The organism is Amycolatopsis acidicola (assembly GCF_007713735.2).
Lineage (GTDB): Bacteria > Actinomycetota > Actinomycetes > Mycobacteriales > Pseudonocardiaceae > Amycolatopsis_E > Amycolatopsis_E acidicola.
Window position 1 is genome coordinate 1 of sequence record NZ_VMNW02000045.1, and the last position, 22,389, is coordinate 22,389.

The 22,389-nt window shown below is 70.3% G+C and carries 25 protein-coding genes; 17 read left to right on the forward strand and 8 right to left on the reverse strand.

Annotation, left to right across the window (positions count from 1 at the left end):
* Positions 1–554: 554 nt before the first annotated feature.
* Both FPZ12_RS26210 and FPZ12_RS26215 read left to right on the forward strand, forming a co-directional pair.
* A complete protein-coding gene (locus FPZ12_RS26210) occupies positions 555–1,247 on the forward strand; it encodes a LysM peptidoglycan-binding domain-containing protein (protein ID WP_144762415.1) in 693 nt (230 codons plus the stop codon).
* Positions 1,248–1,503: 256 nt separating this feature from the next.
* Positions 1,504–1,845, forward strand: coding sequence for a cupin domain-containing protein (locus tag FPZ12_RS26215; RefSeq protein WP_144762418.1), 342 nt, complete (start codon positions 1,504–1,506; stop codon positions 1,843–1,845).
* On the opposite strand, the gene FPZ12_RS26220 is transcribed toward FPZ12_RS26215, so the two are convergent.
* Complete coding sequence (locus FPZ12_RS26220; RefSeq protein ID WP_144762421.1) at positions 1,846–3,339, reverse strand: long-chain-fatty-acid--CoA ligase; 1,494 nt, start codon at positions 3,337–3,339, stop codon at positions 1,846–1,848.
* Positions 3,340–3,430: 91 nt separating this feature from the next.
* Between FPZ12_RS26220 and FPZ12_RS26225 the strand changes: the two genes are divergently transcribed.
* Positions 3,431–4,051, forward strand: a complete 621-nt coding sequence (locus FPZ12_RS26225; RefSeq protein WP_208026012.1) for a DUF1345 domain-containing protein — start codon at positions 3,431–3,433, stop codon at positions 4,049–4,051.
* 4 nt (positions 4,052–4,055) lie between these two features.
* On the opposite strand, the gene FPZ12_RS26230 is transcribed toward FPZ12_RS26225, so the two are convergent.
* Positions 4,056–6,536: an ATP-binding protein gene (locus FPZ12_RS26230; RefSeq protein ID WP_150980504.1), complete on the reverse strand. Its 2,481-nt coding sequence runs from the start codon at positions 6,534–6,536 to the stop codon at positions 4,056–4,058.
* A gap of 140 nt (positions 6,537–6,676) precedes the next feature.
* Between FPZ12_RS26230 and FPZ12_RS26235 the strand changes: the two genes are divergently transcribed.
* Entirely contained in the window at positions 6,677–7,129 is a 453-nt protein-coding gene (locus FPZ12_RS26235; protein WP_166462909.1) for a MarR family winged helix-turn-helix transcriptional regulator, read from the forward strand.
* Positions 7,126–8,418, forward strand: a complete 1,293-nt coding sequence (locus FPZ12_RS26240; protein ID WP_144748477.1) for an MFS transporter — start codon at positions 7,126–7,128, stop codon at positions 8,416–8,418. The genes FPZ12_RS26235 and FPZ12_RS26240 overlap by 4 nt, the downstream gene beginning before the upstream one ends.
* 24 nt (positions 8,419–8,442) lie before the next feature.
* On the opposite strand, the gene FPZ12_RS26245 is transcribed toward FPZ12_RS26240, so the two are convergent.
* Positions 8,443–9,510 carry an MBL fold metallo-hydrolase gene (locus FPZ12_RS26245; protein WP_144748476.1) on the reverse strand — a complete coding sequence of 356 codons (1,068 nt, stop codon included), beginning with the start codon at positions 9,508–9,510 and terminating at the stop codon, positions 8,443–8,445.
* A gap of 70 nt (positions 9,511–9,580) precedes the next feature.
* On the opposite strand from FPZ12_RS26245, the gene FPZ12_RS26250 reads away from it, so the two are divergent.
* Positions 9,581–10,195: a TetR/AcrR family transcriptional regulator gene (locus FPZ12_RS26250; protein ID WP_243770035.1), complete on the forward strand. Its 615-nt coding sequence runs from the start codon at positions 9,581–9,583 to the stop codon at positions 10,193–10,195.
* A 33-nt stretch (positions 10,196–10,228) separates the two neighbouring features.
* On the opposite strand, the gene FPZ12_RS26255 is transcribed toward FPZ12_RS26250, so the two are convergent.
* The 4 genes from FPZ12_RS26255 to FPZ12_RS26270 form a co-directional block, all read right to left on the reverse strand.
* Complete coding sequence (locus tag FPZ12_RS26255; protein ID WP_243770036.1) at positions 10,229–10,903, reverse strand: DUF4232 domain-containing protein; 675 nt, start codon at positions 10,901–10,903, stop codon at positions 10,229–10,231.
* 168 nt (positions 10,904–11,071) lie between these two features.
* Complete coding sequence (locus FPZ12_RS26260) at positions 11,072–11,749, reverse strand: alpha/beta fold hydrolase (protein WP_144748474.1); 678 nt, start codon at positions 11,747–11,749, stop codon at positions 11,072–11,074.
* A complete protein-coding gene (locus FPZ12_RS26265) occupies positions 11,746–12,009 on the reverse strand; it encodes a hypothetical protein (protein ID WP_144748473.1) in 264 nt (87 codons plus the stop codon). The genes FPZ12_RS26260 and FPZ12_RS26265 overlap by 4 nt, the downstream gene beginning before the upstream one ends.
* Before the next feature lie 118 nt (positions 12,010–12,127).
* Positions 12,128–13,030 carry a LysR family transcriptional regulator gene (locus tag FPZ12_RS26270; protein WP_144748472.1) on the reverse strand — a complete coding sequence of 301 codons (903 nt, stop codon included), beginning with the start codon at positions 13,028–13,030 and terminating at the stop codon, positions 12,128–12,130.
* 80 nt (positions 13,031–13,110) lie between these two features.
* Here FPZ12_RS26270 and FPZ12_RS26275 point away from each other — a divergent pair, with 80 nt between their 5' ends.
* The 8 genes from FPZ12_RS26275 (at position 13,111) to FPZ12_RS26305 (ending at position 17,808) form a co-directional block, all read left to right on the forward strand.
* A complete protein-coding gene (locus FPZ12_RS26275; RefSeq protein ID WP_243770037.1) occupies positions 13,111–14,325 on the forward strand; it encodes an MFS transporter in 1,215 nt (404 codons plus the stop codon).
* Between the two features lie 145 nt (positions 14,326–14,470).
* Positions 14,471–14,848, forward strand: a complete 378-nt coding sequence (locus tag FPZ12_RS26280; RefSeq protein WP_243770038.1) for a hypothetical protein — start codon at positions 14,471–14,473, stop codon at positions 14,846–14,848.
* Positions 14,849–14,862: 14 nt separating this feature from the next.
* The gene (locus tag FPZ12_RS45700; RefSeq protein ID WP_166462910.1) at positions 14,863–15,021 is read left to right on the forward strand and encodes a hypothetical protein; all 159 of its coding nucleotides are present in this window, start codon (positions 14,863–14,865) and stop codon (positions 15,019–15,021) included.
* The gene (locus tag FPZ12_RS26285) at positions 15,018–15,251 is read left to right on the forward strand and encodes a hypothetical protein (protein ID WP_144748470.1); all 234 of its coding nucleotides are present in this window, start codon (positions 15,018–15,020) and stop codon (positions 15,249–15,251) included. The genes FPZ12_RS45700 and FPZ12_RS26285 overlap by 4 nt, the downstream gene beginning before the upstream one ends.
* Positions 15,252–15,340: 89 nt before the next feature.
* Positions 15,341–16,519, forward strand: coding sequence for a cytochrome P450 (locus FPZ12_RS26290; protein ID WP_144748469.1), 1,179 nt, complete (start codon positions 15,341–15,343; stop codon positions 16,517–16,519).
* The gene (locus tag FPZ12_RS26295) at positions 16,516–16,704 is read left to right on the forward strand and encodes a ferredoxin (RefSeq protein ID WP_144748468.1); all 189 of its coding nucleotides are present in this window, start codon (positions 16,516–16,518) and stop codon (positions 16,702–16,704) included. The genes FPZ12_RS26290 and FPZ12_RS26295 overlap by 4 nt, the downstream gene beginning before the upstream one ends.
* A complete protein-coding gene (locus FPZ12_RS26300; RefSeq protein ID WP_144748467.1) occupies positions 16,701–16,892 on the forward strand; it encodes a hypothetical protein in 192 nt (63 codons plus the stop codon). Before FPZ12_RS26295 ends, FPZ12_RS26300 begins: the two co-directional genes overlap by 4 nt.
* 10 nt (positions 16,893–16,902) lie before the next feature.
* Positions 16,903–17,808: a LysR family transcriptional regulator gene (locus FPZ12_RS26305; RefSeq protein WP_243770039.1), complete on the forward strand. Its 906-nt coding sequence runs from the start codon at positions 16,903–16,905 to the stop codon at positions 17,806–17,808.
* A 261-nt stretch (positions 17,809–18,069) separates the two neighbouring features.
* Here the strand turns inward: FPZ12_RS26305 and FPZ12_RS26310 are convergent, their stop codons facing one another.
* Positions 18,070–18,684 (reverse strand): TetR/AcrR family transcriptional regulator, encoded by a 615-nt coding sequence (locus tag FPZ12_RS26310; protein WP_144748465.1) that lies wholly within the window; start codon positions 18,682–18,684, stop codon positions 18,070–18,072.
* 127 nt (positions 18,685–18,811) lie between these two features.
* Between FPZ12_RS26310 and FPZ12_RS26315 the strand changes: the two genes are divergently transcribed.
* Genes FPZ12_RS26315 through FPZ12_RS26325 form a run of 3 tightly spaced genes read left to right on the forward strand, consistent with a single transcriptional unit; the run spans position 18,812 to position 22,382 of the window.
* On the forward strand, positions 18,812–20,416 hold the full coding sequence (locus tag FPZ12_RS26315) for an MFS transporter (RefSeq protein WP_144748464.1): 1,605 nt from the start codon (positions 18,812–18,814) through the stop codon (positions 20,414–20,416).
* 38 nt (positions 20,417–20,454) lie between these two features.
* Positions 20,455–21,417 carry a phosphotriesterase family protein gene (locus FPZ12_RS26320; protein WP_144748463.1) on the forward strand — a complete coding sequence of 321 codons (963 nt, stop codon included), beginning with the start codon at positions 20,455–20,457 and terminating at the stop codon, positions 21,415–21,417.
* 8 nt (positions 21,418–21,425) lie between these two features.
* Entirely contained in the window at positions 21,426–22,382 is a 957-nt protein-coding gene (locus tag FPZ12_RS26325) for a phosphotriesterase family protein (protein WP_144748462.1), read from the forward strand.
* Positions 22,383–22,389 lie beyond the last annotated feature (7 nt).

Here is a 22,389-nt window from a genome sequence, read left to right on the forward strand (position 1 = left end):
GGGGCGGCTCGCTTCGCGTTGCCGGGTGGCGGTTGGTGTCGTGGTCGGTGGGGTGGCTTGCGTTGCGTTGCGTTGCCGGGTGGCGGTTTGGTCCGTGGTGGGGTGGCTTGCGTTGCGTTGCGTTGCTGGGCGGTGGTCGAGGGTGGGGAAGCCGCCACCCATCCCGCCCGGCATGCTCATCCGTGCGGTCATCGCGCAAGTAGTTGACTTATCACCGACACAAGTCGGTAACTAACAAACCACCCGTCAACCAAGTGTCTCTTCACCGGGAACACACGGGTTTTCCGCCCCGCTGGGCCAAGATCTTTTCCCGAACTGCCGGTATCCGGGGGTGACTCACCGTCGTAAACCCACTACCAGTTTTCTTGATCTGTGTCCATTCCCACGCGCGCTGTACACCTGGAGTTTCCATTTCGTAATGTTCACGGCGCTTTCGCGGTGACCTGCGATCTACCCCGAGGATCAGCGACCGCAAGCCACCGCGAAAACCCCGTTCACGGGTCCCCCGGCCCGCGAACAGGGGCGGTGTGAGTTCGAAAAGGAGCCCCACCCCCGTGGGACGTCACAGCAAGAGCAGCAAGACCAAAACCGTTCTCAAGCGGACCGGCGCGACCGCGGCACTCGCGGGCGCGGCGATCGGCGGTATCGGCATTGCCGGCGCGGGCACGGCCAGCGCTTTCCCCGGGCAGTCCGGCATCGTCAAGTGCGAGAGCGGCGGCAACCCCACCGCGGTCAACAACACGGCCGCGGGCCAGCGCGCCGGACGGCCCGCCGGCCTGTTCCAGATCGTGACGAAGACCTGGCTCGCCAACGGCGGTGGCGCCTACGCCCCGACCGCGGACAAGGCCACCCCGGCCGAGCAGCAGATCGTCGCGGACCGGATCTACGCCAAGCAGGGTTCGGCGCCGTGGGAATGCGGCACCGGCTCCGGCCCGTCGAAGTGGTCCTACTTCGGCGGCGCGACCGGTGGCGGCTCGGCCGACTCCGGATCCGGCGCGAAGGCCAAGGTGAAGGTCGAGGCCAAGGCACAGCCGAAGACCGAGACCAAGAAGTCCACCACCACGCAGTCCGGCACGTCGAAGTCGAACCCGAACGGCGACTACACCGTCGTCGCGGGGGACACGCTCTCGAGCATCGCGAAGAAGGCCGGCGTGTCCGGCGGCTGGCAGCACCTGCAGCAGCTGAACTCGCAGTACATCCCCAACGCGGACCTGATCCTGGTCGGGCAGAAGATCGCCACCAAGTGACCCGCTGAAGGACCGCCTGCCGCGTCCGCATCGCATTCCCCCCAGGCGGCGCGGGCGCGGCAGGCGAGCCGTCGGCGGACCCCCGGCCGGCGGTGCGCTCGGGCATCCGCCCGGGACCGGCGGCGGCGAAAGGACGGGGTGGGCCGGGCCCGCTCGGCGGGAGCTGCGGCCCGCCCACTCCGTTGCCGCTGCGCCGGTTCTCCCACCCCGTTATCGTCGATCCCGGACCACAAGGGCGTGGATGGGAGCGTGCGTCATGACCGCGACGGAGCACTACACGGTCGTCTCACTGGGAGCGCTCGCCGCCGAGTTGCTCGAACAGGCCCGCACGCAGCACGCGCGGCGAACGGCCCGGACGGTCGTTTCGAGCACCTCCATGCGCGCCACGGTCATCGCGCTCGCGGAGGGCGCCCAGCTCGCCGAGCACGACGCCCCGGCGGCCGCCACCGTGCACGTGCTCACCGGCCGCGTGCGCCTGCACACCGAGGACCGCGAGTGGATGCTCGAGGGCGGCGAACTGGTGCAGGTCCCGCCGCAGCGTCATGGCCTCGACGCGCTGACCGACGCCACGGTCCTGCTCACGGTTGCCTTGCGCTGACTAGGAAAACCGGGCACGCAGCTCGTGCTTGACCACCTTGCCCGAGGCGTTGCGCGGCAAGGCGTCCACCACTTCGAGCGCGGTCGGCCGTTTGTACGAAGCGAGTTTGTCCCGGCACCACGCCGTCAGCTCGTCCAGCGTCGGCGCGCTCCCGGCGGGCACGACCACGGCGAGCGGGGTTTCGCCCCAGCGCTCGTGCTTGATCCCGATCACGGCCACGTCGCCGACGCCGGGATGGTCCGCGAGCACGTTCTCGACCTCGGCGCAGTAGATGTTCTCGCCGCCCGAAATGATCATGTCCTTCTTGCGGTCGACGACGTACACGAACCCCTCGTCGTCCACCCGCACCAGATCTCCGGAGTGGAACCAGCCGCCTTCGAACGCCTCCGCGGTCGCTTCCGGGTTGTTCCAGTAGCCGGACATCGTGCCCGGGCCGCGGTAGACGATTTCGCCGATTTCGCCCGGCGGCAGGTCGCGCATCGTTTCGTCGACCACGCGCGCGGCGACCGTGGGGACCGGTTTGCCCACGGAACCGATCTTGCGTTCCGCGTCCGTGCCCTCCAGGACGCACGTGACGGGGGACATCTCGGTCTGCCCGAAGAGCGCGACGATCGCCGCCCCGGGAAACGTGGACCCCATGCGCCGCAACAGATCCACGGTCGCCGGGGCGGCACCCCACGAAACCGTCCGGAGTGTGCGGGCGCGCTCCCGGGTGGCCGGGTCCGCGCACAGCAGCTGCCACTGCGCGGGGACGAGGAAGGTGCTGGTGACCTGTTCGCTTTCCAGGAGGTCCAGCGTGCCAGGGGCGTCGAAGCTGCCGCTGGGCATGATCACCGTGGTGCCGCCGATGAGCACGAGGGGAGCGACGCCGCCGAGCGCTCCGATGTGGAACAGCGGCGAACCGCAGAGGTACACCTCGTCGTCCCCGTGCAGGCGCCACGCCCTGATCACGGTCAGCGACTGCAGCAGCAGGTTCAGATGGGACAACATCGCGCCCTTGGGGCGTCCCGTCGTGCCCGACGTGTACATGATCAGCGCCGTGTCGGCTTCGGCGATCGTGACCTCGGGCGGGACGGCTCCGGCGGCGATCACGTCCTCGTAGGACTCGCCGGTCACCAGGACGGTCAGCCCGGCGCCGGCCGCCTCGCGCGCCTGATCCTCCAGCCCGGGATCGGTGATCAGCACGGAAGCCCCGCTGTCACCGAGGATGTAGGCGATTTCCGCGGGCGCGAGCCGGAAGTTGACCGGGACCGCGATGGCGCCGAGCGCGTTCGCCGCGATCAGGGTTTCGAGGAACTCGGGCCGGTTGGTCATCAGGATCGCGACCCGGTCGCCCCGGCCGACCCCGCGGCCGCTCAGCCACCCGGCGAGCGCCCGCACCCGCCGGTGCAGCTCGCGCCAGCTGAACGACCGGCCTTCGAAGCGCACGGCCGTGGCATCGGGGCGGGTGAAGGCGTGCCGGGTGAGGTGGTCACACCAGTGTGCGCCGTCCATCGGTGTCCTCCGTGCTCGCGTTATACTTAGCGCTCGCTAATCTATGGTCGCTCGGCGGGAAGGTCAACGGCCGCTGCGCTACCGTGCGCCGGTGAACTCCTGGAACTCCGCGGGCAGGCGGCTCGCCCTCTCGGTCGTGGTGGGCGCGCTGGCCGGCGTGCTCGTCGGGGTACTGGCGGACGTGCCGCTGGGTGTGCTCGCCGGCATCGCCGCCGCGGAGGCGGTCTTCGTGGTGACCGGCTGGATCCTGTTGTGGCCGATGGACGCCGGCGCCACCCGGCGCAACACCCGGCGCGAGGACTTCCGGCCAGTGGCCGACGAGATCGCCGTGGTCGCGGCCGCGCTGTGCGGCCTGATCGCCATCGTGGTGCTGATGATCCGCGGCGATTCGGACATCGGGGACGCGGTCGCGCTCGCGGGCGTGTTCATGGCGTGGGCGGCGCTGCACCTGATGTACGCCACGCGGTACGCGCACCTGTACTACCTGGGGAAGGCGGGCGGGATCGACTTCAACTCCGAGGAAGAGCCCACGTACCGCGATTTCTTCTACTTCAGCTACAACCTCGGCATGACCTACCAGGTCTCCGACACCGCCGTCGCGAGCTCGACGATCCGCGCCGTGGTGCTGCGGCACACGCTGCTGTCGTACCTGTTCGGCACGAGCGTCCTGGCCACGACGATCAACCTCGTCGCGGGCGCCGTCACCGGCTGAGCATTCAGTCGTCGCGCACGATCCGCAGTTTCGGGGGCGACGGGTCGACCAGGAGGCGCACTTTGGCGGCGTCCGGGTCGCCGAGCGCGTCGTAGATGGTGAGCGCCCGGCGCCAGTGCGCGGTGGCGTGCTCGGTGTCGCCGCGGTCGGCGAAGGTGTGCCCGATGCCGGTCAGGCACCGCGCCACGGTGCGCTGGTCGTCGAGCATCTTCGCGACATCGAGCGCCTCGCCGAAGCGCTGCACCGCTTGGTCGTGGTCACCGGCGTCGCGGTGGATGTCGCCGAGGCTCAGCAGCGTGAAGCGGCGGCCCGCGTCGTCGGCGTGCTCCTGGATCGCCAGCGCCCGTTCGAGATGGCCGATCGCCTGCCCCGGCCGCTCGGCGCGGCGGGCGGTGTCGCCGAGGTTGTTCAGGCAGATGCCTTCGCCGAGGACATCGCCCGTCGCGCGGAACAACCCGAGCGCCTCGGTGAAGCACGCCTCCGCGTCGCCGAGCCTGTCGACGTCGACGTAGACCACGCCGAGGTTGTTGAGGTTCCAGGCTTTCCCGCCCGTGTTGTCCCCGCCCGCCAGCAGTTCCTGCGCCCGCCGGTGGCATTCGATCGCGTCGTCGAACCGGCGCAGGTCGCTGAAGGCGACGCCCAGCCCGCGCAGGATCGCCGCTTCGCCTTGCTCGTCCCGCAGCTCTTTCGCGGCGCGCAACGCCGTCTCGTGCGTGCCGATCCAGTCCGTCCAGTAACTGCGCACGTAGTAGAACGTCAGCAAAGTCGCCGCGAGCCGCCAGGCCACCGGGCGCAGGCCCGGCTCGCCGGCGGCGGCCTCGATGACCGCGCGGAGGTTCGCGCGTTCGTCCTCGTACCAAGCCAAAGCGCCCGCGTAGTCGGCGAACCCGGGCACGACGACACCCTCGGCGAGCGGGCCGAGCGTGATCTGCCGGGGCGACGTCGGCGCGAGCCTGCTTCGCGCGGCGTCGGCGGCGTGCAGGTACCAGCCGCACAGTCGCTCCAATGCGGACAGTCGCTCGTCCGGGGTCGTCTGTTCGGTGGCGTAGAGCCGGACGAGGTCGTGCAGCCGGTACCGCCCGGCCGACGCCTCCATGACGAGGTGCTCGTCGGCGAGAATTTCCAGCAACTGCCGGGTTTCCGTGACGTCGGCCGGGTCCAGCGCGGTCACCGAGTCCGCCCCGAACTCCACGCCGGGATGCACGGCGAGCAGCCGGAAAAGCCGTTGCGGCCGTTGCGGTAGCGCGCGGTAGGACAGGTCGAACACCGCGCGGAAATCCTGGCGCACGGACAGCTGGTCCAGCCGTTCCCCGCGGGCCGCGTCGAGCCGGTCGACGAGGTCCGCAACGGTCCACTGTGGACGACTACGGAGCCGTCGGGCGGCGATGGCCAGCGCGATCGGCAGGTGGTCGCACAGCGCGGCGAGGCGTGCCACGTGCTCCGGTTCGCCGCTGATCCGGTCCTCGTCCGCGATCCTCGCGAGCAGGTCCCTGGCCTCGCCCGTGCTGAAAACCGTGAGCCGCAGCGGAGTCACACCGTCCAAACCGGACAGCGCGCGCCTGCTGGTGATCAGCACGAAGCAGTCCGGCGTGCCCGGCAACAAGGGCCGGACTTGCTCCTCGCTGACGGCGTTGTCCAGCAGTACCAGCGCCCGCTTCCCGGCGAGGCGTTCACGGTAGAGCGCGGCGCGTTCGTCGAGCCCGGACGGGACGTCGGAGCCCGGAACGCCGAGCAGGTGCAGGAAACCGGCCAGCGCGGTGCTCGCGTCGACCGGGGGAGCGGCGGGGTCGAACCCGCGCAGATCGGTCCAGAGCTGGATTTCGTCGAACAGGCCGCGCCGGACGAGCTGGTGCGCGGCGTGCACGGCGAGCCTCGTCTTGCCGACGCCGGGCATCCCCTCGATCGCGGCGATCCTCGTCCCGGCCTGGCCGGCGAGCGTGTACAGGGCCCGCAGCTCGGCCTCGCGCCCGGTGAAATCGGCGATGTCCCTCGGCAGCTGCCGGTGGGCGCTGACCGGGACCCGCGGGCCGTGCGCTTCGGCGGCCAAGGCGTGCTGCCGCGCCACGGCCTGTCCGCGTTCGCTCAGCCGCGCCAGCTCGGCCTGAAGCTCGGGGCTGACCGGCTGCCCTTCGAGCGGTTCGCCGCGCCAGAGCCGCAAAGCGCGGGCGAGCAGGTCCTCCGCCGCGACGAAATCTCCCGCGCGCAGGGCTTGTTCGCCCTCCGCCGCGAGCCGTTCGAACAGCAGCAGGTCCAGCTCCTCGGGCTGGACGCGCAGGAGGTGGCCGCCGGGCCGGGTTTCGATGCGTGACTCCCCGAGCACGCGGCGCAACGCATCCACGGCTCGTTCCCCGCCGTCGGGAAGGCGTGTCACCTCGTTCGCCCGCATCAGCAACGCGGCCAGCGCGGCCCGTTGCCGTTGACCGTCCACTTCGATCGCCCGCTCGCCTTCGCGCACTTCGAGCGGCCCCAGGAGCGCGAAGTACATTCGCCGGAGTGTAGTGACGCCAGGGGTGTCCCGTGGTCGTTTCGGCGCCACTCTCACCCTCGCCGCTGTGGCCGCCGCCACGCCCCGATTTACACAGTCTGCCTGTACAATTTACACAGTTAGGCTGTACAACTAAGTGCGTGGACGAGATCGAACGGGTCGCCGCCGGCCTCGATGACCTGGTGACCGCCTTCGTGCCCTGGGCACGGCGACTGCGCGCGGAACTGAGCCCGACAGCGGCTTCGGTGCTCAACAAGCTGTGCCGCGAGGGCCCCGCGCGGGTGATCGACCTCGCCGCCGCGGCGGGGATCACCCAGCAGTCGATGACCACCCTCCTCGTCCAGCTGGGGGAGCAGGGCGTGGTGCGGCGGGAGCCGGACCCGGACGACGGGCGCGCGGTGCGCATCTCCGTGACGCCCGAGGGGGAGCGGCTGGTGGCCCGGCGCCGCGCCGGCCGCACGGAGGCTTTCGCGCCACTGCTGGCGGAACTGTCCGCTGATGAGCTCAGTGATCTCGCCGGCGTCCTGCCGGCGTTGAACCAGCTGACCGAAGCGCTGCGACGGTCGCGATCCGGAGTGGAGGTGTCCCGGTGAGTTCATCCGGATCCGGGATTTTCAGGCAGCCGAAGGCGGTGCTGGCCGTCGCGTTCGCCTGCGTGGTCAGCTTCATGGGCATCGGGCTGGTCGACCCGATCCTGCCCGCGCTGTCCGAGCAGCTGCACGCGACGCCGAGCCAGGTGAGCCTGCTGTTCACCAGCTACCTCGTGGTGACCGCGGTGGCGATGCTGGTCACCGGCTGGGTCTCCAGCCGGATCGGTCCGAAGTGGACACTCATCGCCGGGCTCGTGCTCATCGTCGTCTTCGCCGCGGCGGCCGGGTTCTCCGGCTCGATCGGCGGGATCGTCGGGTTCCGCGCGGGCTGGGGACTGGGCAACGCGCTGTTCATCGCGACCTCGCTCGCGGTCATCGTCGCGTCCGCCACCGGCGGGTTCGCCGGCGCGATCGTGCTGTACGAGGCGGCGCTCGGGCTCGGTATCGCGGCCGGGCCGCTGCTGGGCGGCCTGCTCGGGGAGGTCAGCTGGCGCGGGCCGTTCTTCGGCGTCGCCGCGCTGATGGCCATCGCCCTGCTGGCCACGGTGACGCTCGTGCAGGAGGCGCCCAAGCCCGCCAAGAAGATTTCGCTCGGGGCGCCGCTGGCCGCGTTGCGGCACCGCAGCCTGCTCACGATGAGCGTGACCGCGCTGCTGTACAACTGGGGCTTCTTCACGATGCTCGGCTACGCGCCCTATCCGATGGACCTCAGCGCGATCCAGCTCGGCTTCGTGTTCTTCGGCTGGGGCCTGCTGGTGGCGTTCTTCGCGGTGGTCGGCGCGCCGCGGCTGCAGGCCCGCTTCGGCACCGCGCCCTCGCTCTACGGCGCGCTCGGGTTCTTCGCGTTGCTGTTGCTGCTGATCGGGTTGTTCACCGGCAGCCGCTGGACGCTGATCGTCTGCGTCGTGGCGTCGGGCATCGTCGTCGGGATCAACAACACCCTGACCACGCAGGCGGTCATGCTGGTTTCGCCGGTCGAGCGTTCGGTCGCTTCGGCGGCGTACGGCTTCGTCCGGTTCATCGGCGGCGGGCTCGCGCCGTTCTTCGCGGGCAAGATGGTGGACGCCTGGAACATCCACGTCCCGTTCGTCGTCGGCGCGGTCGCCGTCGTGCTCGGGATCGGCGTGCTCGCGACCGGGCACCGGTTGCTCAGCCGCGCGGACGCGGCACAGGCGAAGGAATCCGCGGAGGAGGAGATTCCCGGTGAAGTGGCCGACGAGTTCGGCGGCGCGCCGGGAGCGATCGACGACGAACTACGGCTGGAACACGGCCGGCACGCGAGCGGAGCCTGACCCGGAACCCGGGTCCGCCGCCCGTCAGCGATCGGTGCGGCGGACCCGGTCCGGGCCGGGTCCGCGCGTGTCCAGGGTGAGAAAGCCTTGCCCGGCAAGGTATTCCAGGTGGGCCACGGTTTCGGAGACCGCGCTCAGCCGCATCGCGCCGATCTCCGGCCACGGGCGCGACCAGGTCAGGTTCGTGGCCACGTCCCACGGCGTCGGCTCGCCGAGCTGGGCCAGCACGCCGAGGATTTCCATACAGCGGCGGTCGTGGTGCTCACGCAGCTGCTTGCTGCGCAGGCCGAGCCCGCGGAAGCGGTACTCGTGCGCGGGAAACGCGTCGTGGTCGTCGAAATCCGCCGTGCGGTCGAGAGAATCGAGGAATTGCGCCAGCGGCGGCACTTCCGCGTCCGGCCGCGCGCCGATCGCCGGGGTGATCCGGGGCAGCACGTGGTCGCCGGTGAGCAGCACCTGCGCGTCGGGCTCCTGCAGGCACAGGTGTCCCGGCGTGTGCCCGGGCGTCCACACGGCCCGCAACCGCCTGCCGTGCACCGGAATCAGGTCACCGTCTTCCAGCAGCACGTCCGGCTCGGCCATTTCGCCGGGCGAGCGCGGGCCGCTGGAGAGCATCTTCAGCAGGTCATCGAGATCGGGCTCCGGCGTGCCGCAGCGGCGCAGCCAGGTGGTGAGCTCCGCGAACGGGTCGCCGTGCTCGTGCTGGCGGTGGGGCAGGGTTTCGCGCTCGGCGGGGTGCATGCCGATCCAGGCGCCGGTCCGCTCGCGCAGGCGGCCGGAAAGCCCGTGGTGGTCCGGGTGGACGTGCGTGGCCACGATCCCGGCGACGTCGCCGATGGACGCCCCGGCCGCGGCGAGGCCGGCGTGCAGCGCCGCCCAGCCTTCGTCGGTGTCCCAGCCCGGATCGACGACCACGAGGCCCTCGTCCGCGGGCACGAGGTAGGAAAGCGTGTAGCGCAGCGGGTTGTCCGGGATGGGAACGGGCACCGACCACAGCCCGCCCGCGAGGCGCTCCACCGGGGGCAGCTCCTTGCGGCGCCAGGCCTCCTGCTGGTCCGTGCCCAGTACTTCGATGCCCGGTCCGGCCGACATGGGTCCGTACCCCCTCCGCTTTTTCCTGAACAGGTTTCGTCCAGTAATGACTCCACCCTATGCTAGCCGCGTGGCGTTCAGCAATGATCTCGGTCACGAGGCCCCCGCGGCCGGGCGGCCCCGGGACCCTGAGGTGGACCGCCGGATCCTGAGCGCGGCCGCGGAGGTTTTCGGCGAGGACGGGTGGGGCCGGTTCACCGTCGACTCCGTCGCGCGGCGCGCGGGCGTCGGCAAGGCGTCGATCTACCTGCGCTGGCCCGGCAAGAAGGAACTGCTGGCCAGCGCGCTGGAATCCCGGATCACCGTGGTCGGCGACATCGACACCGGGGCCGTGCGTGACGACCTCGTCCAGCTCGCCGAGCAGATCCTGGCCTCGTACTCCGGCGGCTCGGGGCCCGCGACGATCCGGCTGCTGACCGAGGCCGGCCGGGTGCCCGGCGTCGGCGAGCGCGTCGCGGAATTCCGGCAGGCGCAGGTGCTCGCGGGCCGCGCGATCGTCAAACGGGGGATTTCCCGGGGCGAGCTGAAACGCGGGACCAGCGTGACCCTGCTGCTCGACGCCATCTGCGGCGGCTGCCTCAACCACGCGCTGACGACACCGGCCGACTCGCGCGAGCAGGCGGGGGAGGCGAAGTACGCGCGGAAGCTGGTCGACTTCGTCCTCGGCCCCGTGCTCGCCGGGTGAGGTTGTCCCTTACCGCACCCTTTTTCGGTGGTGTCAGGCCGGATCGGCCAGGATGCCGTTCACGTAGGTGCCCGGGTGGGTGGCGCTGTCCTGGCGCAGCACCGGGAGGTTCGAGGGCCACTGCGCGGTCAGCGCGGTGGTTTCGCCGGGCGGGATGGTCTTGACCGTGGTCGGCGTCCAGTTCTTGGACCCGTTGCTGCCCTCGGAGCCGTCGGTGTCCTTGAGGACGGTGATGCCGGCGGACGCGGTGCCGCCGGGCGTGACCACGTTGTATTTCACGCCGTTGTCGACGCGGGTCAGGTGGTAGGTGTCGCCGTTCGGGTCGTCCGGGCCGACCAGGTCCACTCCCGGAACCCCGTAGAGCCCGCAGTCGCGCGAGGAGTTGTTCTTGTACGTCAGCGGAACCTCGTACTGGCCCGGGTACTGCTGCGATTCCTTCGGCGTACCCAGCGAAACCGAAAGGTCGCCGGTGGTGCAGCGCGGCGTGCTGTCCGTCTGCGCGGCCTGTGCCGTCGTGGTGCTCTTCGACGCCGGGGTGGACTCCGTCGCCGCGAGCGAGCCGGACGCGGCCGTGGACTGCTCCGCGGCCGACGTGGTCGCGGACGCCGGTGCCGCCGAACCGGTGGAGCTCCCGCACGCGCCGAGGGCGCAGGCGCCGGCCACCGCCGCGACGCCGACGGTGAACCGGGTGATCATGCTGTGTGCCATGGAGTTTCCCCTTCCCCCGTGTCCGTTGTGGACGGACACCCTCGTTGCCCCGTGAGAAAGCAACGTATTTGGTCTGCACAAGGGGAGACGGTCACGGAACTGGCGGGTGCAGCGGACGTGGCGCAGGTCACACGAAGTCGGGGCGATCGCGTGCGGAAGCAAAGGGGTTCAGAGCCATCCTTCGAGTGTTCTCACGAAGGTTTCGAAGTCGTCGTTGTGCACGACGTGGCCGGTGCCGGGCGCGACGCGCACAACGAAACCCTCGGCGCGCAATTGTCCGGCGAGGGTTTCGCCGACCATCGGCTGGAGGTCGCCGCGGACGACCAGCGACGGAACCGGTGCCGTTCGCGCGCCGGGATATTCGCGAACCAGTCCGAGGGTTTCCGGGTCCCACCGGGAGAGCGCCGCGTGTTTCTCCCGGACGGCCTCCGCCGGCCACGCCGGATGGAAAGCCGTGAGCTGGTCGAGCGTCCAGCCTTGCTGCGCACGAAGAAAAGCGGCCACCTCCTCGCCGGGCGGCGTGCCCCACGGCGGATCCACGTAAACCGCGCGGGCGGGCCGGAGCGCTCCCACAGCGGCGGCCAGGACGAGACCGCCCAGCGAATGCCCGATCGCCAGTGCGGGATTCGCCGGCACGGCCGCGGTCACTGCCTCCGCCATCCCGCGCAACGTGTATTCGCCGCGGGCGCTTCGGCCGTGGCCGGGGAGATCCGGCGCGAGTACGCGGTAACCCCGCTCCGCCAACGCAGGCCCGAGACGCCACCACGAACCGGAGTCCGTCGTCATCCCGTGCACGAGGACAGCCACTCGCTCGCCGTCGCCCCATTCCCTGAGGTACAGACTCATCGGGCCTCCCGCCACATCCCGTACAGCGTAGGGGCCGTCGCGGCCCGGGTCTCGCTCGTGACACGGAAACCGGCGCCGGTGCCGCGGAAGCCCGGGTGGGTGCCCAGGATCGCCTGGTAACCACGCGGTTCGTGAGGCCGCGCCGCGTCGATCTCCACGGCGAGGTCCCATTGCGGGCGCCCGCGCCCACCCAGCGCGGCGCCGCCAGCGTGCCCCGGCCCGGCACCCTGCCCCGCCACTCCGCCAACGCGGGCGGCCAACACGCCGAGCCTGGCTTGCGGCCCGGCGTGTTGGCCGTTCCTGGGCGTGTGTTGGCCCGTTGCGGGCGTGTGTTGGCCCTTCCCGTGAGTGTGTTGGCCGAGCCGGACGCGGCGGGGGTCAACGGCTTTCCGTCGCGTAGTCGCGGAACGTGCGGACGGCGGGGAGCAGCGGCCGGTCCGCGGACCAGACCAGTCCGATCTCACGGAAGGCTGGCGGCTCGAGGGAAATCTCCACCGTGCCGGGGTTGGGCAGCGGCTCGGACTCGGGCAGGATCGCCACCCCGAGCCGGGCCGCGACCATGCCGCGCAGCGTGTCCGCTTCCTCGCCCTCGAACGAAATCCGCGGCGTGCAGCCCGCGTCGGCGAGGAGGCCGTCGATGATCCGGCGGAGCCCGAACCCCGTCTTCAGCGACACGAACTCCCACTCCGCCAGCTTCGCGAGCCGCACGCGTTTCCGGGCGGCGAGGGGATGTCCCGCCGGGACGACGGCCACCAGCCGCTGTTTCGCGAGCGCGCGGGTTTCCAGGCCGGGGTCGTCAGCGGGCAACGGCGAGGTGAGCACCAGATCCGTTTCGCCGTCCCGCAATCGCTGCACGATCTCCTCGCTCGCGCCCTGCACGAGGGTGAACCGCACGCCAGGGTGCGCGGCGCGGAACCCGGCCAGCAGTTCGGGCACCCGCACGCCGCCCATCGTGTGCAGGAACGCCAGCGAGACGTGCCCCTGCTCGGGATCGGCCTCCGCCAAGGCCGCGCGGTAACCGAGCCGGAGCTCGTTCGCGGCCCGCCGTCCGGACTCCGCCAGCTGCTGCCCGGCCGGGCTGAGCCGGATACCCCGGCCCGCGCGGTGGACCACCGGCGTGCCGAGCCGCGCGCCCATCTCGTTCAGCCAGCGGCTCGCGGTGGGCTGGGGTACCCCGGCCAGCGCCGCCGCGCGCGTGAGGTTGCTCTCTTCGGCCAGCGCGTCCAGCAGCGCCACGCGGGGAGCCAGCCACGTGATGTTCGTGGTCAGCGCGTCGTCCATCGCATTCATCCACCAGTGACTCGATCAAGCCTGTTCTGCGTATTGGACGAATGATAAGCCGCTGCTTACGGTCGGTGCACGTGACAGCGATTCAGACGGCGGTGGAACGGCACCTGCGCGGCACGCCCGGGTTCCGGCGCATCAACCTGGCGCTCTTCGCGGGCGGGCTGGCCACCTTCACCACGCTCTACTGCGTGCAGGCGCTGCTGCCCGCGCTGAGCACCGACTTCGGCCTGAGCCCCGCGGAAGCGAGCCTCGCCGTGTCACTCGGCACGGCCGGGCTCGCGGTCGGCGTGATCCCGCTGACCGCGCTGTCCGGGGTGATCGGGCGGACCCCGATGATGACCGCCTCGCTGTTCGCCGCCGCCGTGCTCGGGATCGCGCAGGCGTTCAGCCCCTCGTTCGCGGTGATGCTCGTCCTGCGGGCGCTGCAGGGGCTCGCGCTCGCCGGGCTGCAGGCGACCGCGATGTCCTATCTGGCCGAAGAGATCGACCGCCGTTCGCTCGGCTACGCGATGGGGCTCTACATCGCGGGCAACGGGATCGGCGGGATGGCGGGCCGGATCATCGCGAGCTTCGTGCTGGACGTGTCGAACTGGCGGTGGGCGCTGGCCGTCGTCGGGCTGGTCGCGCTCGGCTGCGCCGTCGTGTTCCGGGTGAGCATCGTGCCCTCGGCGTTCTTCGTGCCCAGCCCGCCGCGCCTGAAGCACCTGGCGGGCGCGGTCGGCCGCGCGTTCACCGACCACGGTCTGGTGCGGCTGTTCGCCTGCGGCTTCCTGTTGATGGGCTGCTTCGTGACCGTCTACAACTACCTGGGCTTCCGGCTGCTGGACGCGCCGTTCGGGCTGTCCTCGGCGGTGGTCGGGATGATCTTCGTCGTGTACCTGGCGGGCTCGGTCTCCTCGACCGTCGCGGGCCGGCTCGTGGATGTCCTGGGGCGCCCCAGGATGCTGCCCGTCACGGCCGCGCTGACGCTGGCCGGGATCGCGCTGATGATCCCGTCGAACCTCGTGCTCGTCGTGCTCGGCCTGATCATCACCACCGTGGGTTTCTTCGCCGCGCATTCCGTGGCCAGTGGCTGGGTCGGTCCGCGCGCGGCGACGCTGGGCGTGCAGGGGCCCGCGGTGTACTTGTTCTGCTACTACCTGGGCTCGAGCGTGGGCGGCTCGGTGGGCGGGATCGCCTACGGCGAGGCCGGCTGGCACGGCGTGTCGCTCTACACGGGAGCACTCGTGGTGGTGGTGCTGATCGTGGCGCTCACCCTGCGGAAGCTGCCCCAGGCGAAACCCCGCTGACCTCCTGGGCCGTGCGGGTGATCACAGAGTTTCCGCCGAAATGATCTCGTTTGCCGAGGCCATCCCATTGAACAAACATCAATGGGAAGACCTGTTAGCCGGAAAGGGTTGTTTTTTTCCAAACCCGTTGTCAGAATTCGCGGCCATGAGTTACCAGCCTCCCGGCCAGTACGACCGGTACCCGCCTCAAGGGTCCGGCATGCAGCAGGAACGGCGGGATCAGCCCGGCTACGGACGGCGCCCCGAACGTGGCGCGGAAACCCTTGCGAATATCATTCACGTCGTCGTCGGCCTGGTCATTCTCGTGTTCGCGCTGCACGTGCTGTTCGTGGTGCTGCAGGCCAACCACGGCAACGGGTTCGTGCACGGGATCTACGTGACGGCGAAGGCGCTGGTGCTCGGCCTCGGTGACGTGTTCACCCCGGACGACGCGGTTCTCGGCGTCGTGATGAACTACGCGCTGGCCGCCCTGATCTACGCCATCGTAGGGCACCTGATCGTCCGCGCGCTGCGCCGTCGCTGAACCGGGAAGAATCCATGGCGAGACATCGGCTCGACGAGAACGAAAACGACGAGAAATGGGGTGGCCCGGTGCTCGCGGAAGCGCCGGCGCCCTCGGGTTCGCGACGCGCGCGGGAGCGGGAGACCGAGCCGCTTCGGTTGCCGGACAAGGAAAAGAAGGAACAGTCGCGGTGACCATGGAAGTTCTCGTCGCGGGCGCGGTGCTCGTCGGATCCGGTTTCCTCGTGCGCGCGCTGCTGGTGTTGCGGCGCTACATTCTCGGACTGCGCGAAGCGGTCCGGGAAATGGCCAGGATCAATGTGGAGCTCGCCTGCGATCTGTTCGACAAAGGGCATTTCACGGCAGCCGCGGAACACGAATCACTCGCGGCGGGCCTGGAGAATCTCGCGGAAACGGGGAAATAGCGCGCGAAACGCGGTATGCACCCCGTTCATACCGCGTCATGCGAAACAGGTGATTGCCCGCGGGTGCCTCCGGTCATTTCACTGAGGGCATGACCGGATCCCCTCCCGCCACCGATCTCGACCTGTTCGCCGACGACGTGCTCGTCGACCCGTACCCGTCCTATGCCGACTTGTGCGAGCTCGGCGGCGTCGTCCACCTCCCGTCGAACGACGTCTACGCGCTGACCAGGTACGACACCATCCGCGCCGCGCTGAGGGACTGGGAAAGCTTCTCCTCGGCCGGGGCGATCGGCTTCAACCCGGCCGTCAACGAAGCGCTCGAAGGCACCTCCCTCGCCTCCGACCCGCCGGTGCACACGCGGCTGCGCGCCACCCTCACGGCCAACCTCTCGCCGCGGGCGTTGCGCGGACTCAAGGACGGCATCGACGCCAAGGCCGACAATCTGGTCGAAAAGCTTGCCGCCCAAGGTTCCTTCGACGCGATCGACGCCCTCGCCCGCGCCTTCCCGCTCGAAGTCGTCGCGGATCTCATCGGGTTCACCGGGCACGTCCGCGACAACATGCTCCGCTGGGGGCAGGCCGCGATGCAGGTCATCGGCCCGATGAACCAGCGAACCGCGGAGAGCTTCCCGATCGCGGGGGAGCTCTACGGCTGGTGCTCCGAGGTCACCGCCGAGGACCTCGCGCCGGACTCGGTCGGGCGCGGGATCTTCGAGGCCGAGGCCCGCGGCGACATCCCGTCCGGTACCGCAGGCCACATCATCCACCAGTACCTCGGTGCCGGGGTCGACACCACGATCGCCGCGATCGGGAACCTCGTCGCCCTGTTCGCCGCCCACCCCGGACAGCTCTCGCTGGTGCGGGCCGACCCGTCACTGGTGCCCGCCGCGTTCAACGAAGTGCTCCGCTACTGGGCCCCGGTCCACGCCTGGGGCCGCCGGACGACCCGCGACGTCGACATCGACGGCGCGGTGGTCCCGGCGGGATCGCGGATCGCGCTCCTGTTCGGCGCGGGGAACCGGGATCCGCGCCACTACGAGAATCCCGGCGAATTCCTGGTGCGGCGCAATCCCGTCGACCACCTGTCCTTCGGCTACGGCCCGCACGGCTGCGCCGGCCAGGGCTTGGCCCGCCTGGAGGCGCACGCGGTGATCCAGGCGTTGTCCCGCCACGTCGGGCGGCTCGTCGTCGGCCCCGAGGTTCGGGTGCCGAGCAACATCACCCGGAGCATCGACGCGCTCCCCGTCCTGGAAGTGGTTCCCGCATGAAGATCGTCCTCGACCGTCCCCGCTGCGAAGGGCACGGGCTCTGCGAAGAGGCCGCGCCCCTGCTGCTGCACCTCGACGACGACGGCGAACTGGTCCTCGACCGGGAGGAGATCGGCGACGCCGAAGTCCCGCAGGCCACCGCCGCGGTCCGGGTCTGCCCGGTCGCCGCCCTGCGGCTCGCATGAGCGGGATCGGCCGGATCGTCGTCGTCGGCAACGGCATCGCCGGGCTCACCGCCGCGGATTCGTTGCGGGACAACAGTTATGACGGTGAGCTGACCATTGTCGGACTTCCGCCGCGCGGCACGGCCGTGGCGCTGAACCACCGGATCGCGATGCCCCGGCTGCGGTGGCTGAGCCGGGCGGCCGCGTAAGGTCGGCGTGGTGAGCGACGAGGGTTCCGAGCTGGACCGGCTGGCAGCGGTCAACCTCAACCTGCTGGTGCCCCTGCTCGCGGTGCTGGAGGAGCGGTCGGTCACCAGGGCCGCCGAGCGGGTCGGCCTCTCCCAGCCCGCGATGAGCCACGCGCTGAGCCGGATGCGGCGGCTGCTGAACGACGATCTCCTTGTGCGGCAACGAAATGGCGTCACGCTGACTCCGCGCGCGATGGAGCTCGCCGCGCCGCTGCGGGAAGCCCTGCGGCAGGCCGCCGACGTGATCCGGTTCCCCGGGTTCGACCCGGCGGCCGACCGCCGCGTCATCACCATCGCGCTCACCACGAGCACGGCGTTCGTCCTCGGCGGCAAGCTCGCGCGGCTCGTGGCGGAGCGCGCTCCGAACGCGACACTGCGCCTGCGCACCATCACCGTGCCGACCGAAGCCACCTTCACCGAGCACGGCGTCGACGTCGTCCTGGTGTCGGAGGCCTTCGCGACACAGCACCCGCGCGAGCGCCTGTACGACGACCGCTGCGTGGTGGTGGCCTCCGCGGACACGCCGCCCGAGGCGACCCCGCTCGACCTGGTGACTACGCAGCCGCACATCGTGGTGGACACCGAACGCCGCGTCTTCCCGTATTCGGTGCTCGACGAAAGGGGAATCGGCTACCGGGTGGGCATGTGGATCTCGGACTTCCTGCTGGTGCCTTACCTGATCGGCCGCTCGGGCGGGGTGGGCCTGCTGCGCTACCGGGTCGCCGCCGAACTGCGGACGCTGCTGGACCTGCGGATCGAGGAGTTCCCGTTTCCCTTGCCCAGCCTGGGAATCGACATGGTCTGGAACCCGCGTCTGCACGACCACCGCTTCATCGAATGGCTGCGGCAGCTCCTCTTCGACGCCGCACGCCCGTGAAGATCACGGGCGCGAGCGCCCACCACACCGCCCCGCGCAGCCAACTCACCACCCCGCGCGGCCAACACGTCGACGGGAGCGGCCAACACGTCGACGGGAGCGGCCAACACGCGGGCTGGTCCGTCCCGCGGGCGTGTTGGCCGCCCGCGTTGGCGTGTTGGCCCTTGCCGCGGGCGTGTTTGCTGTTCGCGTGCGTGTGTTGGGCGCCCCGGGCGCCCCGGGCGGCTGGGCGGCCGGCGCGGGGCCCGGAAAGGGGAGTGGTCACCGGCGGCCGATGGAGCCCACCCAGCTTTCGGTGAGGACGTCGAGCATTTCTTCGCGCTCCACGCCCCAGTGACCGGGCGTCCAGTGGCGGGCGACGTGGTCCAGTTCGGTGATCGCGAGGACACTGCGGAAATGCCGGGTGCCCGGCGGAAACCGGCCCGCACGATTGAGGCCGTCTTCGACGTCGCCGATGGCTTCGTCGAGCCATTCGCTCAGCAGCGCGCGGATCCGCGGGTCCACGGCCGCGGCTTCGAACGCGGCCGTGGTGTAGGGGCGGATCGCGTCCCAGCGCCGGGAAATCGCGGCGAGCCACGCGCGGATCCGTTTCCGTGAACCGTCTTCGACGACGGCGACCAGTTCGTTCGCGGTCGAGCCGTGATCGGCGGAGGGCACCCGGTCCAGTGCGTCGTTGAGCCGTTCCGCGATGAGCGCCTTCATCAGCTCGACCTTCGAGGGGAAGTACGCGTAGAAGGTGACCCGCGTGGTCCCCGCCGCCGACGCGATGTCGTCGACCGTGGTCGCCGCGTAGCCCTTCGACACGAACAACTCCACGCCCGAGTCGAGCAGGAGCTTCCGCGTCATCTCCTTCTGAGCCTCGCGAAGCGTCGCCATGACCGTCAGCGTAGCGCGCTGGTCACTGAAAATACATGCCGACAGAACTCTTGACATGATGTTAAGCGAAGTGACATCGTGCCCGATCATCAGGCCGCCCGGCCTCTTCGGCAGAAAAGAGTCCGCAATGACGCAGACCCCTCCGCGCAAGCAGGGTTACACCGCCACGGTGGTGGCCGGCTGCTTCGCCGTACTCCTCGCGCAAGTCGCGTATTCGTTGCCCGGCGCCCTCAATGGCACCTTCCAGCAGGAGTTCGGGGCCACCGGGGCCCAGCTCACCTGGGTCACGGCCGCGTTCGCGATCCCGATGGTCGTCTTCGAGCTGACGACCGGTGTGCTCGGCGATCTGTTCGGCCGCAAGCGTCTACTCCAGGCCGGGGCGCTGCTGACCGTCGCCGGGTCGGTCGTCTGCTACTTCGCCCCGGTGATCCAGGTCCTGTGGGCGGGCCAGGTCGTCGCCGGTCTCGGCGCGGCGATCCTTTACCCGACTTCGCTCGCGATGCTGGCCGCGGTGAGCCCGTCGCAGGAGGCGCGCTCCAAGGCCATCGCCGTCTGGGCCGGTTTCCTCTCGATCGGCGCGGCGATCTCCCCGCTGATGGGCGGCTGGCTCGCCGCCGACGCGAGCTGGCGGACCTCCTACCTCGTGGTCGTCGTGGCCGCGGTCGTGTCGATCGTGCTCACCCAGTTCTCCGCCGACTCCTCGGCGCCGGAGGGCCGCAAGCTGGACATCCCGGGTCAGGTGACGCTCGCGCTCGGGCTCATCGCGCTGCTGTTCGCCGCCACCCAGGGGTCCGAGGCGGGCTTCGGCAGGCCCGAGATCATCGGCGCGTTCGCCGCGGCCGCGATCCTGCTCGCCGCGTTCGTCGTGATCGAGCTGCGCAGCCGGGTTCCGTTGCTGCACCTGAAGATCTTCGCCAACCGCGCCTACGCCGTCGTCGCGCTGGCGACCGTCGTCGGCATGTTCGCCTTCCTCGCCACCTGCTACTCGATGAGCATCTGGCTGGGCGCGATCCAGCACCAGAGCGCGCTCAAGGTCGGCATCCTGTTCGTCTGCATCCAGGGTCCCGCCTTCGCGCTGGTGCCCGTGGTTTCCCACTTCATCCGGCACTTCTCGCCGCGCTGGGTGCTCACGGCCGGGTTCGCGCTCATCGCCGTCAGCGGGATCTGGTGCTCCACCTTCGACATCGGCGACCCGAGCTGGACACGGTTCATCCCGCCGATGCTCGCGCTCGGCGTCGGCTTCGCGCTGACCGTCGGTTCGGTCACCGCGGTCGCGATCAACACCGTCCCGCTGAAGCTCGCCGGCATGGCCAGCGCCACCACGAACCTGTTGCGGGACTTCGGTTTCGCCCTCGGCCCGGTGCTCATCGCCGCGCTCGCGGTCAGCAAGGCGAACAGTGACCTGACCGCGGGCCTCGGCACCGCGCTCGGCGGGCTGAAGGCGCCGTACACCGACATCGCGGGCGGAATCGCGCACGAGGGCGGCGCGATGGCGATCAACTCCATGCCGGTGGTGCCCGGCGCCGGCCCGGACCTCCCGGCCGTCCCGATGCCGGAAGCCCTGCACGCGCTGGCTTTCGAGTCGCTCGGCAGCGCCTACAACATCGCGTTCCTGGTGGCCGGGTCGTGTGCCGCCGTGGCCGCGGTCCTGACGCTGGCGGGGCTCTTCCGGTCGAAGGCCGCGGACGTCGAGGAGCCGGTGACCGAGTTTACACATGCGCAACTCGCTTAACGTGATGTAAAGTGAACGAAAGGAAAGGGAGTGACTCAATGAAGAGCGTCAACACCGTGCTCGGCCCCGTCCCCGCGGCGGAGCTGGGCACAGTCGCCGTCCACGAGGCCCTGCTGTCGGTCCTCCCTGGCGCGGAGCACGCGTTCGACCTCGAGATCGACCGCGCCGCGATCTTCGAGACGCTGGCCGCGAAGCTGGCCGACTTCCGTGATCAGGGCGGGCAGACGATCGTCGACACCACCGGCATGTTCCACGGCCGGGACGTGCTGCTGCTGGAGGCGCTTTCGCGCTCGACGGGCGTGCACATCGTCGCCTCGACGGGGATGGGGCCGGAGGAATTGCTGGGCGGGTATTTCCTTACGCCGCAGACGAATCCGCCGACCCCGTGGCCCGCCGAGAAGTTCGCGGACCTGTTCACGAAGGAGATCACCGAGGGCATGGTGGTGCCGCGGGTGGAGCGCCGCGGCGCCGCGGGCGTCGTGGTCACCGCCGCCACCAGACAGGGCATGACGGCCACCGACGAGAGTCTGGCGCGGGGCGCGGCGAGGACGGCTTCGGCCACGGGCGTGCCGGTCTCGATCCGTTACGGGGCCGACGTACTCCACGACCTCGGCGTCGTGCTGGACGAGGGGCTCCCGGCCGATCGTGTCGCGGTCGCCGGACTCGACCGCAAGGACGCCGCCGGCGCGCAGCTGGAAGTCGCCCATCGCGGGGCCTACGTCGTCCTCGACCACGTGGGCACCGAGGACGACGAGCACATCACCGACGCCGAGCGGGTTTCCCTCGTCCTCGACCTGATCAAGGCAGGCCACGCGGACCGGATCCTGTTGTCCGCCAACGCGACCGGCGAGGCAGTCGGCCATCCGGGCAACGACCTGCCGTACGGGTTCGTCCTGGCGAAGTTCGTGCCCCTGCTCGCGGCGCAGGGCGCCACCGACGAGGACGTCCAGCGGATCCTCGTGGACAACCCGCGCGAACTGCTGACCCTGCACGGAAAGTGAGCCATCGAATGTCCAAAGTGAACACTGTCCTCGGTGCGATCCCGGCCGAGGAGCTGGGTGTGGTGGCCGTCCACGAGCACATCGGGTACGGCATGCCCGGGTCCGAACTGGACACGAAGTGGTGGGCCTCGCCCGAGGAGCGCTACGCCGAAACCGTGCCGAAGCTGCGCAAGTTCCACGAGTACGGCGGCGGCACCTTCGTCGACGTGACCGGCATCTGCAACGGCCGCGACGTGGACTACTACAAGTCGCTGTCCGCGAAGACCGGCGTGCACATCGTCGCCTGCACCGGTTTCGTCGGCGGGGACACGGCTTTGCCGTTCTTCGCGCGGGCTTCCGTCGAGTACCTGGCGGAGCATTTCGTGCACGAGATCACCGAGGGTATCGGCCGCACCGGCAGCCGCGCGGGCGTGATCAAGGTCGGGGTGAGCCGCGGCGGCCGCATGACGGAGCTGGACAAGCGCATCTACCGCGCCGCCGCCCGCGCCGCGCTGACCACCGGTGTGCCGATCCTGACGCACCTGGCCATCGACGCCGAGAACGCGATCGCGATCTTCAACGAGGAGGGCCTCCCGCTGGATCGCGTGTTGTTCGGGCACGCCGACGACGGCGTCAATGCCGAGAAGACGCGTGACACCTGGATCGCGAAGCAGGGCGGCCGCGTCGGCTTCGACACCTTCGGCTACGAGACCGAACTCGAGGACCCGCCGTTCTGGGCCCGCCCCCGCAAGGAGCGCCTCGACCACTTCCTCCGCTTCATCCTCACCGAGGGCTTCCTCGGCCAGGCACTCGCTTCGGCCGACGCCAACTGCAGCCCGCTGGGCTGGCCGGGCGTCAAGGGCCACACGGTGAACTACATCTTCGAAGACCTCATCCCGGATCTGCGCGCCGCCGGAGTGGACGAAGCGACCATCCGGACCCTGTTCGTCGAGAACCCCGCGGACTTCCTGACCATCCGGAACTGAACGAGAG